The organism is Prochlorococcus marinus str. GP2, from assembly GCF_000759885.1.
Taxonomy (GTDB): domain Bacteria; phylum Cyanobacteriota; class Cyanobacteriia; order PCC-6307; family Cyanobiaceae; genus Prochlorococcus_A; species Prochlorococcus_A marinus_J.
On record NZ_JNAH01000004.1, the window covers coordinates 118,824 to 134,957 of the forward strand.

A 16,134-nucleotide genomic window follows, 5' to 3' on the forward strand; every position below is an offset into this window, starting at 1 on the left:
TATTTTAAGAACTACTTTTTTCAAGCTCAGTTTCAATCAATGGTTGAATTTTATCGAACTCATCATCTTCAACTAATAAGGCACCTTTGTCTTTTAATTTACCAACAATAAAAAAAGGATCTAGTGGAATATATAAGCCATATTCTTGGTCAAAAAGATTAAAGTTAACGAGTAATTCATAACTCTCACTATCATCATCGATATAATCTTCTTCTAATTCATCGTAAATTGGTTCTTCAAGTTCTCCTGAAACTGTTAATGTAACTGCTGATCGGATTAGTCTTAAATCATGTTCTTGAAGAACTGCTTCAGCATTTTTTAGTATTTGTTCATTTTTATCTATTTTCTCAATTAGTTCAGGTTCATCTTTTTCGTTTATCTTAAAAAGACTTACTGGAGTATCAACTGGCGTTAATAAAGCATATTCTTGGCCTTCAACACTTACTAATTGTTCAAGATAACAAAATAGCTGGTTTCCATTTGAATCATTTAATAAAAGAGTCTGTGCATCATAATTATCATTTGAGTTGGCTTCTTTCATTTAAAAAAATCTATTCTTTTTAATACTAATATTTTATATGACGTTTACCAGCTATTACTTCTAATTCAGGACCCTCTTCGATCCATTGTTCAAGTATTATTTTTGCTGAAAAACTATCAATCAATCCAGATTTATCTTTTTTTATTCCAAATCTATCTGAAGATGCCCAAGTTGAACTATTTTCGTTAACGTAAGAAAATGGAAGCTTTAATTCATTTGAAAGTAATTGACCATAATTTTTACAGTCAATAGCTTGAGTGGTCATTTTACCTTCGTCATCTAATGGAATACCCACAATAAACCCAGTCAAATTAAATTCATTTATATAATTTCTAATGATTTTAATCTCTTGATTATTTTCAAACCGTTTCACTGCTGGAAGTATATTTGATGTTATGCAGAGTGGATCACAATAAGCTAATCCTATTCTTTTAGTACCTATATCCAAACTCAAAATTGACTTGGGTTTGGGTTTACAAAATTTCACTTTGTTTTTAATGGAAAAGGGGATGGATATGGATTACCTTGTGGACTTAATTTTTCAAAGATTGATTCCAAAGATTGGTTTATTATATTTACTTGTTTGGCTTCATTCTTAACTATTGTGTTCCTGACAAGAATTATTTCTTGATTTTTTTCTTTGAGATTACATTCTTCGAGAAAAAGATTTAATTGAGAGTTTTCTTTATAGGTTTTTAAATATGAAACAGGAGATTTTTCAAAAAATCTTTTTATAAATTCTTTCAAAATAGAATCGAATCTTTTATCCCAATATCTACTGATAGTTAAAGTATAAATTTCTTCTTTTTGATGATTTATATCTTTTAAAATTGTACATAGAACTGAATTTTCATATATTAAGGCACCACTTTTAGAGTTATTTCTTTTAAGAATGTCATCTTGATCAAAATCTAAAAGATTTCTTATTAAGGGAGATTGATTTGATCTTATGAAATTCACTATTTTTAATATATTTTGTTTATTAATGTTTTGGAATTCATTAATTAATGAATAGGCGTTGGTATTTTGCTTTAAAGATTTATTTAGATTAGAACCATACCAAAGGATTATTTCTCCTAACGGTTGAAAGCCTAATTCTCTTGAGGTGGATATAAGGTCAACATTATTTATATCAGCGTTAATTATCCAACTTGAAGTTTTAATATCATTTATTGAAATAGATTTTTTTATCAATCCTAAAGTTAATTGTTTATCTGTTAAAGAACATTTGTTGTTAATCAACTTGGGCTTGGTTATTTTTAAGCAAGTCTCTTTTTTGTTTAAAGGAAAAATATTCAAATAACCAATAATTTCTTTTCCATGTATAGCAATTATGCATTTATTTTTATTTTTCTTAAGACTATTTAAAAAAATTTTTAAGTCATCAAAAGTATTTATAATTGCCATCTTTAAAAACCAATTATTCAATTCCTTATTTTTAATATCTATTAAAAGGTTAATGTGCCTTATGTGGAGTTCTTCAAAAATTACTTCCATCCCTTTTTTAGATTGAAAAGAATAAGAGGTATTTTTTTTCATTTACTTTTTTTCTCTTATTAATACTATAGGAGTTTTTTCATCTCCATTGCCAGCTGGATTAGATATTAAGTTTCTTTTGAGTATTTTATTTACTGTTTTATTTGAACTAGCTAAGACTTTCACACCTCCAAGATCATTAACATCGACTACAGCAACATCTATATTCAGATAATTCGAGACCTCCTTACAAAATAATTCTGCATTGAGAGGACCCATAACAATACTCTTATCGTAAGGGGTAACTGTACCGCTTATATCATCAATGAGAGATGATTCTGAACCAGTTAACCTATAAAACATACCCTTAATACCAACTAACTTGAAGAGAAATCCAACAAATAGTGCAAAGGTTATTCTTGTGACTCCGATTCTATTTATTAATAATTGCATGCCGCAAGCTGTTGCTAGACTACTTGTAGGGTGAAAAAAATAACATAAAGCTTGCGAAAATAAACTATATTTTAAATTTTGAGGGGAAATATATCTATTTTGCATAATCGCTAGTGGACTCTCACCGATTGTTAAAATATCATTTTCTTCTACAATTCCTTTACAGTATTCAATCACAGTATTTACTGGGTTATCAAAGCAACCAAGTAAATCAGTTTTAATAGCAAAAGCTTTATATTTATTATTTAAAGGTATTTCATAAACTTCTTTCGGTTTTTGTTTTTGACCATCTAAATTAATTAACAAACAATCCTTATTATTTGAAATGCCAAAATGTCCATAGTTCTCCCAAAATACTTTTAACCATAGATATTTTATTCTTTTTCTTAGATTATTATTGGCAAATTTATATATGATTTTCACAAATAATTCTGAATTTGACTTGATAATTGTTGTTGGCCAATAATTATTTATATTCTTAATTTTATTATTATTGTTTATATAAATATCTTCTTGATAGTTTAAATTTTGGCAATATTTGTTACCTTTACTTTTGAAAAAATCTAATTCAAAATTTATATTTGATACCATCGTCTCTTTGGTTTTGCTTGTATTCGTTATTTTTAAATTAATAATTAATTCGTTTAAACCATCCTTTTGTTTGATTTTATAATTTATAGGTACCAGATTTAATTTTGATTTGGGTGAGTTTTTAAAGTATAAATCTGAAAGAATTAAAAAAATTAAGAGAACTAAGAGAGCTAAGAGGATATTTATTAATATCATTTTTTTAATTAATTATTGTTTTTATCTTTTTTTTCAGAAATGATACTGTTGTATTCATTAAAACTTTCTACAGAAAATTCCGTATCATTTATGTCAATTCCTTTTAACTCTCCTATAACTTTGTTTAATTCATCGATATTTATCATTCCATTTTGATCATATTTAACTTCACCATCACTGTTTAAAATAATGGTTTGTGGAATTAAACCGTTCCAATAATAATTAGGTTCATTTCTAAGATCAGACTTTTCTTTATCCTGTAATTCATCAGTAGTTAGAGCAATGATATCTATATTATTTCTCCATATCAAATCTAAACCAGATATTATCGGAGCCATAGCTTTACTATCTGAGCTATCGTCAAGATAAAAAAATAAAACTGCGACTCTTTTATTTTTTAATGATTCCTGAAGAGTTGTCTGGGGAGGAACTATAGCCCCATTGCCTGCGTATATTGGAAAGATGTTGCCATCGTAACTATTAGAATCTCTAGAGGCATTTGCTTTATATGGACTTAAGAAAATTAATGCTATTAGGACCCATTGAATTATTTTCATTAAAGTTTAAAAACTTACTTTGAACTTGATCTTCCTAATCCTTGAAGGATTCCTTTCCCCACTAAACCGATAGCTTTGCCAACGACCTTTGTAAGAAAAGTCACGAAAAGATTACCAATATATTTTACAGCAAGTTCTAATTGCGGTGCTAAGGCATCTCTTATCTCAACTAACAATGTAACTTGTTTTTGTAGCCATTCTAGATTCTCTAATTCTTTCTCTCTATTTTCATTTTTAAAGTAACGGGTAAATTTTTTATCGATAATATCAATATATTCTCGTTTACTCTCATATAAGTAGATAGGCATATAAATATAATCATGCCAGCGATTGTAGTTATTAATATTATTTCTAAATCTTTCAAAATTTCTTGTAGATTGTAATTCGGGATTTATAAGTACAGTTCTTAATTCAGGCCAAGAAGAACAAATATTAAAGATTTCAGAGGCTAATAAATTACAGTTCCTTATTGTCCAATTTGAAATTATATTTTCAAGGATCAAAAACGATTCTGTTTCATATAGAGGGAGTAATTTTCCATCATAGTCAAGAGCTTCATTTTTAATAATTGGCTCAATAAACATTATTGATTCATGTGATTCTTTATCTATATCTTCGCAATTTACCTCGCTATAAATAAAATCATTTATTGAAATAGATTCGCTTCCTTTTTTTAATCGAAAATAGCTGTCTGTGATATTTGAAATTGTATTAACTTTAAGTTCTTTTATGAGGGAATTTAAATCATCTTTAAAATCTTTCTCCTTATAGTTTTCCTTAATATTTTTTACTAAATTATCTAATTCATCTAACATTTTGCAAATTAGTCGTGAAATAAATTCTTTCTTTATCCCAGAGAGAATTATTGATGAATTATTAAATTCAACATTTAAGTTAGTTGAGCTATACCTTTCTTTTAGTCTATCTAAAATCAAATTCCATATTTCAATAGTATTTTTATCTTTAATGAATACAGTGTTCTTATTTTCAAGATTAATTTTATTTTCAGCGTAAACTGCCTCTGTATAAAGCTCTAGTGAATTACCCCATAAGAAAATTAGAAAAGATTTTGCAGTAATAAGTTCTCTTAATCTTCCTTTTAAAATGAATTTATAAAATTCTGGTGTTGAATCAGAGTTGACATACTTGAATATATAATTAATTTCAGAATCTATTTGCTTAAGACCTGAAGTTAAAATTTTTTGACTAAAAGACAGAGGCTTATCTTTATTTATATTTAGTTGAACCCTTGAATTGTTTTCAATATCAAATACCCTTCCTCCATTTAAAATGGTATCAATAGATTCAAGAACTTTTTCTGCACTAGGATTTAAAAGAAAACCTTCAGCATTTAACGATGGAGGGGTATTTGCTTCATAAACTAGTTCGCCAGAGAGAATTATAAGAAACTTTGACTCATCATATCTTTCTCTTAATTTTAATAATTCTAACCTTATAAGATCTTCTGATTGGAAATTAAGAACATTCCATATAACTAAATCCGGAGTTTTATCTCCCGTTCCATTATTAAAATTAATGTTTAAATTTTGGTCAAGTGATGTTAACTTAAGCGATAAAGATTCTGCTATTAAGCTTGGAGCAATAATCAAGATCGATTTTTTTGAAATTAATTCCAAGACTAGTTTTCTTATCTCTTATACAAAATTAACTAACAATTACTGCAAATACCAGCCTTGAATCAATTTTTATACTCTTTTAAGCGTAATAATTTCTGTTTAAATCAAAGTCATTTAATCTCTCTGATGACAATACATTATTCGCTTCGCTTATCGTGAATTTATTTTCATATAGAGCTTTACCTACAATTACTCCAACGAGTCCAGAATTTTCAAATTTTACTAACGATAATAAATCAGAAATTGATCCAATACCTCCTGAGGCTATTACTGGAATATCTGTAATTTCAAGTATGCTTTTTATGAATTCTTCATTTGTTCCTTCTAACGTCCCATCTGTATTTATATCTGTAACAATAAAACTAGCAATTTTAAATGAAGAAAACTCCTTTACTAGATCTGTGGCTAAAATATTAGATTGCTCAAGCCACCCCCTTGTACTAACTTTTCCATCTTTTGCATCTATACCAACAATTATCCTTCCAGGAAATTCATTTGATAAGTCTCTAACTAATTCTTTATTTTCTATTGCAGAAGTTCCCATGATAACTTTCTCAATACCATAAGAAAATAATTGTTTTATCCTTTCATGAGACCTTATTCCCCCACCTATTTGAATAGGTATGTTAACTGTTTTTGCAATTTTTTTTATTGATTCATCGTTTCTTGGTGATCCAGTTTTTGCAGCATCTAAATCAACTATATGTATATATTTTGCCCCTTCGCTTTCCCAAAATTTAGCCTGCTCATGAGGTTCTTTGGTGAAGTCTTTTCTTTTATTAAAGTCACCTTTAAAAAGCCTTACACACTTACCATTTATTAAATCAATTGCTGGTATTAGTTCCATAGAATCATCCTTTTCATTAATTACTTATTAGTAGTACTATTCAATATGTAATTCTATTTTAGATTACTACTTCAGTTAAATATTTTTTGAATATGAAAATTCTTGTAATGGGTGGTACTAGATTTGTTGGCAGGTCTTTGGTTGGAAAGTTATTAAGTCAAAATCATGATATTGATATTTTCACGAGAGGTAATAAAAGTAATCCTGAAAAAACAAATTTAATTAAGGGTGATAGAAATAGTTCAGAAGATATTATGAGGCTAAGAAATAAAAAGTATGATGTTGTTTATGATATTTCTGGAAGAGAGTTAGAACAAACTAAACTTGTTATAGAAAATTTAGATAACTCTTTCCAGAGATATATATATGTCAGCTCTGCTGGTGTTTATAAAGATAATTTTGAACTACCCTTATCCGAAGTTGATCCAATTGATCCAGATAGTAGGCACAAAGGAAAGTTTGAGACAGAAAATTGGTTAAAAAACCAAAAAATTCCTTTTACAAGTTTTAGGCCTACTTATATTTATGGACCGGGAAATTATAATAAAATTGAAAATTGGTTTTTTGAAAGGTTATATGCTAAAAAATCTATACCTATCCCTGGTGACGGGTCTTTAATTACTCAGTTAGGCCATGTTTCTGATCTAACTGATGTAATGATAAGGTGTATGAATTTTGAAAATTCTAAAAATAATATTTACAACTGTTCAGGTGAAAAAGGAGTAACAATCAAGGGTTTAATTTATTTCTGTGCGAATGTACTTGGATTAAACCAAAATGAGATTTCTTTAAGAAGATTTGATTATAAAAAATTAGATCCTAAATCTAGAAAGGGATTTCCAATAAGATTAAATCATTATCAGACTGATATCTCTAAGATTAAACATGATTTAGAGTGGTTGCCAACATTTGATTTACTTAATGGTTTAAAGGATAGTTTTTTAAATGATTTTAATAATAAAAAGAATGAGGAGTTTGATGAAAATTCAGATCATATTCTTTTTAATTCTTAAATAGACTAATAAAGTCACAAAAGTCAGAATGAATCCTAACCAATAAAATATTAAAGCCAAATTATTCAATAAGCTTATTTTTAATGGGGTAAAGAAGCTGATTACTGAAATAAAAAAGAAAAACGTTTTAAATTTACCCAGCATAGATGCTGGTAAACCGTCTTTTGTAGAGTTCCTCAGGCTAGAGATAATTATTTCTCTAAATAAAATTAATGACAAAGACCAGAAAGGTATTAAATTGTTTTTACAAAGAAAGGTTAAAGGAATTAAATAGAATATTTTATCGCTTAAGGGATCAAGGATAGCTCCTAATCTGGTTTTAAGATTAAACTTCCTTGCAATTAACCCATCAAAATAATCAGTTAAACCTCCAATAATAATTAATATAAAGACGTAAAAAGGCCTGTTAATTTCTAAAAAAAGTATTAATGGAAATACAAGGAAAAGGCGAGATATCGATAATAAGTTGGGAATATTCAATGTTAAATTTTTAAGATTTTTTCTTAATAACAAATTGGTTTTTGTATATAAAAAATATATTACACTCTCAATAAGCTTAAATTTTTATTGAAAATATTAAATATTTTTATTGCTAGATTCTCAAACTCAATTGAAAACTGAATCCTAAAGATTATAAACTCAACTTCTCTTTATGATTGATGATGTTTTATATTACGAAATTATTCCTTATATCTAATGCAATCTCATAGCCTAAAGCTATCTCCAGAATCTGATTTGATGAATTCAATTAAAGAATATTCTTTATTGAATAATTTATACGGGTATGTTTCTGGAGTGGTTGGTAATCTTAGAACAGTTTGTATTCAATGCCCAGGAAATCAAGAGATAAATAAATTTCAGGGAAATCTAGAGATAGTCTCTTTAAATGGACATTTTAATAAGGGAGATGTTCATTTACATTTGAGTTTTGCAGATGAGGGATGTAATGTCTTTGGTGGTCATCTTGAGGAGGGATGTATTGTAAAAAAAGGTACTGATATATTATTACTTTCTTTTGAACAAAAAATTATTAATATCTCAACTAATGATTTATTAAAAAATGAATCACGTGTAAAAGCATATATTTTAAAGGATTGTCCTTGGTCTAAAAGAGCAATTAGGTTGCTTAATTCTTTATCTATTCCTCATGAAGTTACTTTAATAGACAATGATGAGAGCTTTCAAAAAATAATGGCTCAGAGTAGCCATAATACTTTCCCTCAAATATTTTTGGATAATGAATTTTTTGGAGGATATGATGAACTTTCAGAACAAGCAAAAATTGATAACTTGAGTTCATTTATGTAATCTAAATTTTTTAACTAGCATGATCAGTAAGTTTTTCAGCAACTAATTCTTCCTCTAACTGCTTTATTAACCTTGATACAAGACTCTGAAATTCTGGTTGACAACCTTTAAACGCAGCTTTATGTCTTATTGGCTCATTTCTAGTTCTTAAATCAGTAAGCATTAATTGCAATGCGTCAATTTTTGAGTTTATTTTCATAGTTTTATTTTATATATTTACATCTTTTAAATCATTTGCATAGCTTTTTTAAAAGATATCTTTTTATTATCATTCGAACTTGTTACTTCTATTAATTTATTAATTGCATCTTTGTTTTTTAAAGAATCTATACAGCATTGTGCTACTAATCTTCTTGGGATTGATCCATTAATTTGAGTATTCTCCTTTGAATATTTTATATTTTCTAATTTAATATCTTCATTTTCCTTTAATCCTCCAGGTCTAATAATAGTCCATTCGAAGTTTGAGTTTCGTAGAAAGTTTTCACCTATTTTCTTCCAAATAAGAATCAAACCAAACAAGTTTAATGGGTGAAATAACTTACCAGTACAAAGAGAACTTACTAAAATAACTCTCTTAATGCCAACTCTCTTACAACTCTCTAATTGCCTGTATACCCCTAACGCATCAACCTTTGCAGGACCGGTTAAATCTAATGATGCTCTAGCACCAGTTGCAATTACCAAAGCATCAATACCTTTAAACGCTTTATCAAGTTCTTTTTTATTATCTAAAGATACTCTAATTTTTTCCAAACTCTCTAGACCTTCTGAAACTTTAGAATTTTTTCTAATAATTTGCCTAACTTTATATCCTTTCTTAACTGCTTCTTCAGTAATTCTATAACCTGTTTTGCCAGATGCACCAGTAATTGCTATTTTCATGATTTTAAAACTAATTAAATTATTATATTAATTTATTAGGGTTTTTTACATATAAATTTCTTCTTTCTTTTTGGGTAAAGAGTACGACATAAATAACATTTTGTTCCATCACAGCCTCTTGCAGTGCAGTATTCTCTGCCATAAAAGATTATTTGTAAATGTAAGGTATTCCAATCATTTACTGGAAATATTTTTTTTAGGTCTTTTTCTGTTTGAACTACGCTTTTTCCATTTGATAGACCCCATCTTTGTGACAACCTGTGTATGTGAGTATCGACTGGGAATGAAGGGATTTTAAAGACTTGAGACATTACAACTGATGCTGTTTTATGGCCTACCCCTGGAAGAGATTCAAGCTTCTCAAAAGAATCTGGGACCATACCATTATGCTTCTCAATCAATAATTTAGATAAATTATAGATGTTTTTTGATTTTTGATTAGATAGACCTAAAAATTTTATGTATTCGTAAATGCCATTAATACCTAGCTGTATCATCTTTTCTGGATTATCTGCAACCTTAAATAAGCTTTTTGTTAATTCATTAACTTTCTTATCTGTTGATTGAGCACTTAAAACTACCGCGACTAGAAGTGTATATGCATTTGTATGATCAAGGGGTATTGGAGGCGATGGATATAACTTTTTGAGTTCCTTGAGTACTATTTCTGCTCTTTCAGATTTTCTCATTAAATTTGAAAATTAAATGGTGTATAAAATTATACAAGGGATATTTTAGGTGAATATTTTCTGCTAATTTAATATATTTATATAAGAAGAACTTAGTGAAAAATGATGCGTTAATAATTGATGATCTGCATCATAAATATGATAAGCGAGAATGTTCAAATTGGATATTAAACAAAATTAACCTGAAACTTGAAAATGGCGAATTGTTAGGCTTGCTTGGTCCTTCTGGTTGCGGAAAAACAACTCTTTTAAGATTAATCGCAGGGTTTGAATATCCCTCAAAAGGAAAAATCTCTTTAAATGATAAGGAAATTTCAAGTAGAAAAAAAATTCTTAGCCCTGAAAAAAGAAATATTGGTATGGTTTTTCAAGATTATGCGCTTTTCCCTCACTTAACTGTTTTGGAAAATGTAATGTTTGGTTTGAAAAACAAAAAAGACAGATCTAGGGTTGATTATTTACTAAATATTGTTGGTCTTGATAGTTTTGTTGGAAGGTACCCACATGAATTGTCTGGCGGCCAAAAACAAAGACTTGCAATTGCGAGAGCCCTTGCTCCAGGTACAAATTTTATTCTATTGGATGAACCTTTTTGCAGCCTTGATATGCATGTCAAACTTAAATTGAGAAGTGAACTTCCAAATATTCTAAAAGGTTGCAATGCAAGTGGATTAATGGTTACTCATGACCCTGAAGAAGCTCTGTCAATTTGCGATAAAGTTGCCGTTATGAATGAGGGTAAAATACATCAAATTGATACTCCAATTAACCTTTTAAAAAGTCCCAAAACTAAATTTGTTAGTAGTTTTATTTTAGGAAATAATATTCTTAATCTTAAACAATATGGCAATTCATACATGTCTTGTTTAGGTGAAATAAATAGTTTAGGGTTATCAAGCAAAATAAAAACTAAAAATATGTCTATTTCACCTAAATTTATATCAATTAAAAGATCAGAATCTGGTAATGCTGTTGTAATTTCTAAAGAATTTATTGGTGAATATTTTATTTATAAAGTATCTATTAATAATGAAATTTTGAGGGTTAGAGCTAATATAAATAATCTGTTAAATAGTGGTGATAAATGTTTTCTTTCTATAAATAAAAATAGTTATTATTTTTTATATCCTGGAGCAATAAAGGTAAATATTTAATCTTTTTTATAGGCAATTACACTTTCCTCCCTTCCAATTAGAGCATTTTTTCTTTTTACATTTCTTTTTTTTATTTAAATATATTTTATTAATTAATAACAGTTCAGAAAAATTATACTCGAAATTCATTTATGATATTGCTATTGATATTCATTATCATATAATTTAATTTATTTTAAAGGTTTAAGTAATTACTTATTTATACAAAATGTTGTATTATTTACTTAGTTTCTTCTTAAGTTATGAATGAAAATAATTTAAAATTAAAGAAATTAATTAATTTTGGTCCATCTGGAAGAGCTATTGCCCAACCTATGGATAATAGTTTGTTAGATAATTTTTTTGAACATCTTACAATGGAAAGATATGCGAATGTTCAATATTTTTCGATATATCTATGGTTCCAAGAACGTGATTTAAATGGATTTGCCTCTTTTTTTCTGGGTGAATCACAAGGTGAAATGGAACACGCTCAAAAATTTGCTGATTATCTCATTGCAAGGGGACAAAACGTGAAATTGAATGAAATTCCAGCACCAGTTCAGACTTGGGACTCAATAGAAGAATTGATTTCTTTTTCTTTCAATATGGAGGCTGATTTAACTTCATCTTTACAACAACTTTATTCAATTTCAGAAAGAATTTCAGATACAAGATCCAACGTATTTTTAGATCCAATTGTAGAAGCTCAAACGAAATCTGAAGATGAATTCGCAAATATACTGGGAAAAGTTAAGTTTGCTTCTAATCAACCTTCTGCAATCTTATTGATAGACAGTGAATTAAAACAAAAATAAATTACTTTCATATATATTTTCAATTATTGTCCTTTTTGTTTTTTCAATAAGTAAATTTGAAAAATTTATTTTCTCACTATTTGTTTTATTCAAGAATTCAGCTATTCTATAGATCTCATTAACCCTTTGAAATATATTTTTATTTTCATAATATAGTCTTTCCTTTAACCCCTTATTTTGAGTAGTTTTAAGGGATTCTCTTATATTTCTGATTCGATTAGTCAATACATCTATTTCTATTAATAGGGTATTAGTAATTGATTGTGATTCTTCCATTTTCTATAGTAATGATGATTCAATAAAAGAAGGTGCAACACTGACAGTTTGAGTGCCAACTGGAGCTATCATTAACTCAGAGGACCTTAATTTAGAAATTAACCTGGTTGATGTTACTCGTGTTGAACCAATTAATTCACCTATCCTTTCATGAGTTAACCTAAAAGGTAATTCACACCATTGACCACATCTTCTTCCTAATCGGTTTACTAATATAGAAAATAAAGCCTGTAACCTTTGTTCAGCATTTCCCAAGTGTCTAATTCTGAGGAGTTGCAATGTCCACTCATTTACTGCATCAAAACCTACATTTTCATTAATAATTCCACTGCTATGGAACGATAAATCTGTTAATGCTTCAACGCATACACCCTCACTACATAAAAGGTCAGTTCTTAACTGGTCCCCTGACTGTAGGAAGGCTAGTGTCATCCCTTCCGTTTCTTCGCAAGGGCAATAGACTCTTGCAATCCCACTCTCAATTTCTAGACATGTTCCTTTTGGCCTTGATGAAGGATCTATTAAAACGGATTGACCAGTTATTATTCTTACTAACTTAGAAGGTGGTTCCCCATAACTATGGAAATTCATCTGAAAGGTTTTGATAATGAGAATTATTATCAATTATGCACTATTTAATAACTTATTGCAATAGATTCTCATTATCATAAATAAATTTTTGCTTTTCTTAATATATGTTTTTAAGAATATAATTAAGTTGTATTCCTAAAAAAAATTTTTTAGATGAACACAAATAGAGTCTGTCTTAATTGTGGGAGTTCTGCATTAGTTTCAGATCGATCTTTAGGAGGCAAGATAATTTGCTCTAAATGTGGATCTTCTTCATTTAAAAATAAATCTTCTTCATTTTTAAAAAGTGGAAAATTAATTTTTCTTGTTATTGGAATAGCTATTTTAATAATTCTTATTTAGATAATCTCTTAATAGACCAAAAACTATTATTTTTAGTTACTTCAACATCAATACCATATAACCTATTAAGATTTTCGCTATTAATAACCTCATTTTGATATCCATCAGCGATAATTTCGCCATCTTTCATCATTATGACTCGATCAAAAATATTTGTAATCATCGAAATATCATGGGTAACACAAAAAATTTTGCTGTTTAATTTTGATAATTCATTAATTTTATCAATCACTAAAAACTTTGATCTATAATCTAAATTTGCAGTTGGCTCATCAAGTATTAAAATTTCAGGTTTTTTTATTAACGCTCTTGCAATGAGAGAAATTTGCTTTTCTCCATCTGATAAATAGGAAAAATATTTTTTAGATAAATTAAATATATTCATATTTTTCAAGATATTATCCACCTGATAATGATCTCTTTCAGATTTATTTGGTATGTAACAATATTTTCCATATAATCCACTTAAAATTAAATCAAAAACTTTTATATTAGGATTTATTCTATTTTTAATATCATTATTTACGGTACTTATTCTTTTTCTCAGTTCCCATAAATTTATAAGTTCTTCGTTAAATATTTTCAGTTTTGATTGATTAGTTACTACTGGGTATATATTTCTATTAATTACTTCTATTAAAGAAGATTTACCTGAACCATTTGGTCCAATTAATATTACATTCTCTGAATTCGCAATTTTTAAATTTAAATCTTTAATTACTCTAAAACCACCCTTAAAACAATTTATGTTTTTCGCTTCAAACCATAACTTATTAACCACTAAAACTTATTGCTCCAAAATATAATTAATTGGATTGTGCTTAAAATAAATATTAAAAGATAAAGCCAATTCAACCATGAAGGTCTATTTACTTTCTTCATAAGTTATATAATCAACATAAAAAATATAAGTGGAGCTGCAAATCTTAAAAATGTTTTTCTAATAATATCAATATTATTGATAATTTCTAAGTTTTTTATCTCCGGAGGATATTTCAATATTACTTCGTCGTATACGTTGATATTTTGAGTTTCATTAGTATTTTTCCATGGTTCATCCTTATCTTCAGATTTCTTGTACCATTTCCAGAAGTAATTTATTATTCTGTCTTCTCCCAATAATTTTATTTCATCTTTACTTATAAATCCCATATTGTGATTAAATGTTTGTGTTTTTAAAATCATATAATCCTCATCAAATATCTTATAAAAAATCTTTCTTTGATTCTCTTGAAATAACATAAGGTTATTAATTAATTTATTTTTTAAGAATTTCCTGTAGTGTCTTACTATTACTCTTGCTTTGTTATTTCCTAGTGGAATATGGTCTAAAACTTGTAAATATCTAGCTTCAGAAGGATTCCCTTTATAAATTAAAATCCTTCCAGGTGGAATGTATTTTATTCGTATAAATTCTTTTGTAGGATCATTCTTATAGTAATAAATACTTTCAATATATTTTGGAGTGACATTAATTTTCTGGTTAAAACTTACTAATACATTTTTATTAACATCTTTATCAGGGATTGTATCACCGTGAACCCAAAAAAGATGAAGGATATCTAAGTGATTTTCAATTATCCTTGACCAATCACATTTAAAGTCAACTAGAACCTCTTCATATACATAATCCGCATGTAAAAATCCATTTTCAGATAATTCGTAGTTACTTATAGGTGAATCTTCACTTATATTTTTTAAATCAGTGTCAGATTTTTTGGAAAAATGTACAAATATATATCCATTCTTTTCTAAAGCTTTGTATTGGGATAAGTGAATTCTTTTGGCGTAGTTATCGTAGTTATTATCAATTATGTGACTGCATGTTATTCTATCAAGATTTTGGCAACTTCCACCAGAGGAGAATTTAGCACCATGATATGGACAGGTTATTACTCCATCTGATATGGTGCCTCCAAAAAAGGAAGCTCCCCTATGCGGACAAATATTTTTAATGCATCTAACATTTTTATTCTCATCTCTATAAAGAACTAGAGGCTCATCATATAGTGAAAAATAATGTAGCTTATTTTTTTTAAGTTCTTTTGAAGGACAAATTGCATACCAACCAAATAAACCTATTTTTAATTCATTTTTATTTTCTCTAATATCTATCGAGTCAATTTTTACTACCGTTCCTTTTTTAAAAGGCTTGAGAACGGTATTAAAGTCTTTTGATTTAAAAAAATTAATTTGTCTGTTTTCCATAAATTAATTTCTTTTTTAATTGACTGTTTATCTTTCGGAACTATAACTCAAGTAAATAATCAATTACTTATAAAAAGAAAATTCTCTATTATTTGTAGCAATATTTATATAGTTCTTTAAATATATTGGGACCCTGCTGTATTTATGTATATTTATTTTATGTTTTTTGTATCTTTTGCGATTCTTTTAAATTTTTTATGTAATCAATTGCATCATCAATATTTTTATGAAAATTGCATTGGCCGAGATAACAACCTATAAATCTCAAGAATTTTCTCTTGCCACCACTAATTTCATATCTATGTATTGTTCCGCCATCTATTGGAGCATATATAAGTTCTGGTAATGCCATATTAATTTTGAATTTAATTCTTAATAAAAGAATAATTCATGTTCAAATACATTTCCATAGCTGAATCCATATATTTAATAATTAATTTACTTATTTTGAGATATTTATTTATTGAATAGATAATCTTTAATTTTTATCTATTAAATATTGACATTGATTTTTTATTATTTCAAAAGCATTTAGTCTTTTTTTTAAGACTACCAATGTAATTCAAAAAAAATA

21 protein-coding genes are annotated in these 16,134 nt (G+C 27.6%); 5 read left to right on the plus strand and 16 right to left on the minus strand.

The annotated features are described in order from the left end of the window. Positions 1-4 precede the first annotated feature (4 nt). The 7 genes from EU91_RS04725 to hisA form a co-directional block, all read right to left on the minus strand. Positions 5-541, minus strand: a complete 537-nt coding sequence (locus EU91_RS04725) for a DUF3727 domain-containing protein (protein ID WP_032524329.1) — start codon at positions 539-541, stop codon at positions 5-7. 25 nt (positions 542-566) lie between these two features. Then, on the minus strand, positions 567-1,028 hold the full coding sequence (gene ruvX, locus EU91_RS04720; RefSeq protein ID WP_032524330.1) for a Holliday junction resolvase RuvX: 462 nt from the start codon (positions 1,026-1,028) through the stop codon (positions 567-569). Further along, positions 1,025-2,080: a hypothetical protein gene (locus tag EU91_RS04715; RefSeq protein WP_032524331.1), complete on the minus strand. Its 1,056-nt coding sequence runs from the start codon at positions 2,078-2,080 to the stop codon at positions 1,025-1,027. Before EU91_RS04715 ends, ruvX begins: the two co-directional genes overlap by 4 nt. Further along, positions 2,081-3,256, minus strand: coding sequence for a hypothetical protein (locus EU91_RS04710; RefSeq protein ID WP_032524332.1), 1,176 nt, complete (start codon positions 3,254-3,256; stop codon positions 2,081-2,083). 8 nt (positions 3,257-3,264) lie between these two features. Further along, positions 3,265-3,813: a thylakoid membrane photosystem I accumulation factor gene (locus EU91_RS04705; RefSeq protein ID WP_032524334.1), complete on the minus strand. Its 549-nt coding sequence runs from the start codon at positions 3,811-3,813 to the stop codon at positions 3,265-3,267. Positions 3,814-3,827: 14 nt separating this feature from the next. Further along, positions 3,828-5,450 carry a DUF3685 domain-containing protein gene (locus EU91_RS04700; RefSeq protein ID WP_032524335.1) on the minus strand — a complete coding sequence of 541 codons (1,623 nt, stop codon included), beginning with the start codon at positions 5,448-5,450 and terminating at the stop codon, positions 3,828-3,830. Positions 5,451-5,529: 79 nt separating this feature from the next. Then, a complete protein-coding gene (gene hisA / locus EU91_RS04695) occupies positions 5,530-6,297 on the minus strand; it encodes a 1-(5-phosphoribosyl)-5-[(5-phosphoribosylamino)methylideneamino]imidazole-4-carboxamide isomerase (protein WP_032524336.1) in 768 nt (255 codons plus the stop codon). 92 nt (positions 6,298-6,389) lie between these two features. Between hisA and EU91_RS04690 the strand changes: the two genes are divergently transcribed. After that, positions 6,390-7,310 (plus strand): NAD-dependent epimerase/dehydratase family protein, encoded by a 921-nt coding sequence (locus tag EU91_RS04690; protein WP_032524337.1) that lies wholly within the window; start codon positions 6,390-6,392, stop codon positions 7,308-7,310. On the opposite strand, the gene pgsA is transcribed toward EU91_RS04690, so the two are convergent. Then, complete coding sequence (gene pgsA / locus EU91_RS04685) at positions 7,284-7,823, minus strand: CDP-diacylglycerol--glycerol-3-phosphate 3-phosphatidyltransferase (protein WP_032524338.1); 540 nt, start codon at positions 7,821-7,823, stop codon at positions 7,284-7,286. The two genes, EU91_RS04690 and pgsA, sit on opposite strands and share 27 nt — an antisense overlap. Before the next feature lie 183 nt (positions 7,824-8,006). Between pgsA and EU91_RS04680 the strand changes: the two genes are divergently transcribed. Continuing rightward, entirely contained in the window at positions 8,007-8,618 is a 612-nt protein-coding gene (locus tag EU91_RS04680; protein WP_032524339.1) for a PCC domain-containing protein, read from the plus strand. Between the two features lie 10 nt (positions 8,619-8,628). On the opposite strand, the gene EU91_RS04675 is transcribed toward EU91_RS04680, so the two are convergent. The 3 genes from EU91_RS04675 to nth are packed head-to-tail and all read right to left on the minus strand — an operon-like array spanning position 8,629 to position 10,192. Beyond that, a complete protein-coding gene (locus EU91_RS04675) occupies positions 8,629-8,817 on the minus strand; it encodes a hypothetical protein (RefSeq protein ID WP_032524340.1) in 189 nt (62 codons plus the stop codon). 26 nt (positions 8,818-8,843) lie between these two features. Beyond that, on the minus strand, positions 8,844-9,503 hold the full coding sequence (locus tag EU91_RS04670; protein WP_032524341.1) for an SDR family oxidoreductase: 660 nt from the start codon (positions 9,501-9,503) through the stop codon (positions 8,844-8,846). Positions 9,504-9,538: 35 nt separating this feature from the next. Beyond that, a complete protein-coding gene (nth, locus tag EU91_RS04665; RefSeq protein WP_032524342.1) occupies positions 9,539-10,192 on the minus strand; it encodes an endonuclease III in 654 nt (217 codons plus the stop codon). Between the two features lie 95 nt (positions 10,193-10,287). Between nth and EU91_RS04660 the strand changes: the two genes are divergently transcribed. Together EU91_RS04660 and EU91_RS04655 are read left to right on the plus strand one after the other, a co-directional pair. After that, entirely contained in the window at positions 10,288-11,346 is a 1,059-nt protein-coding gene (locus EU91_RS04660; RefSeq protein ID WP_032524343.1) for an ABC transporter ATP-binding protein, read from the plus strand. 242 nt (positions 11,347-11,588) lie between these two features. Continuing rightward, positions 11,589-12,143 (plus strand): ferritin, encoded by a 555-nt coding sequence (locus EU91_RS04655; protein WP_032524344.1) that lies wholly within the window; start codon positions 11,589-11,591, stop codon positions 12,141-12,143. Here the strand turns inward: EU91_RS04655 and EU91_RS04650 are convergent. Continuing rightward, positions 12,129-12,419, minus strand: a complete 291-nt coding sequence (locus EU91_RS04650) for a hypothetical protein (RefSeq protein WP_032524345.1) — start codon at positions 12,417-12,419, stop codon at positions 12,129-12,131. The genes EU91_RS04655 and EU91_RS04650 overlap by 15 nt on opposite strands. Before the next feature lie 3 nt (positions 12,420-12,422). Next, a complete protein-coding gene (locus EU91_RS04645; protein ID WP_032524346.1) occupies positions 12,423-13,010 on the minus strand; it encodes a Crp/Fnr family transcriptional regulator in 588 nt (195 codons plus the stop codon). A 153-nt stretch (positions 13,011-13,163) separates the two neighbouring features. On the opposite strand from EU91_RS04645, the gene EU91_RS0108555 reads away from it, so the two are divergent. Next, complete coding sequence (locus tag EU91_RS0108555) at positions 13,164-13,352, plus strand: hypothetical protein (protein ID WP_032524347.1); 189 nt, start codon at positions 13,164-13,166, stop codon at positions 13,350-13,352. Here EU91_RS0108555 and EU91_RS04640 read toward each other — a convergent pair. The 3 genes from EU91_RS04640 to EU91_RS04630 all read right to left on the minus strand — a co-directional run bounded on the left by EU91_RS04640 (position 13,345) and on the right by EU91_RS04630 (position 15,912). Beyond that, a complete protein-coding gene (locus EU91_RS04640) occupies positions 13,345-14,133 on the minus strand; it encodes an ABC transporter ATP-binding protein (RefSeq protein ID WP_032524348.1) in 789 nt (262 codons plus the stop codon). The two genes, EU91_RS0108555 and EU91_RS04640, sit on opposite strands and share 8 nt — an antisense overlap. Positions 14,134-14,237: 104 nt before the next feature. Beyond that, positions 14,238-15,560, minus strand: a complete 1,323-nt coding sequence (locus EU91_RS04635) for a Rieske 2Fe-2S domain-containing protein (RefSeq protein ID WP_032524349.1) — start codon at positions 15,558-15,560, stop codon at positions 14,238-14,240. 157 nt (positions 15,561-15,717) lie between these two features. Next, positions 15,718-15,912 (minus strand): hypothetical protein, encoded by a 195-nt coding sequence (locus EU91_RS04630; protein ID WP_025931807.1) that lies wholly within the window; start codon positions 15,910-15,912, stop codon positions 15,718-15,720. Positions 15,913-16,134: the final 222 nt, after the last annotated feature.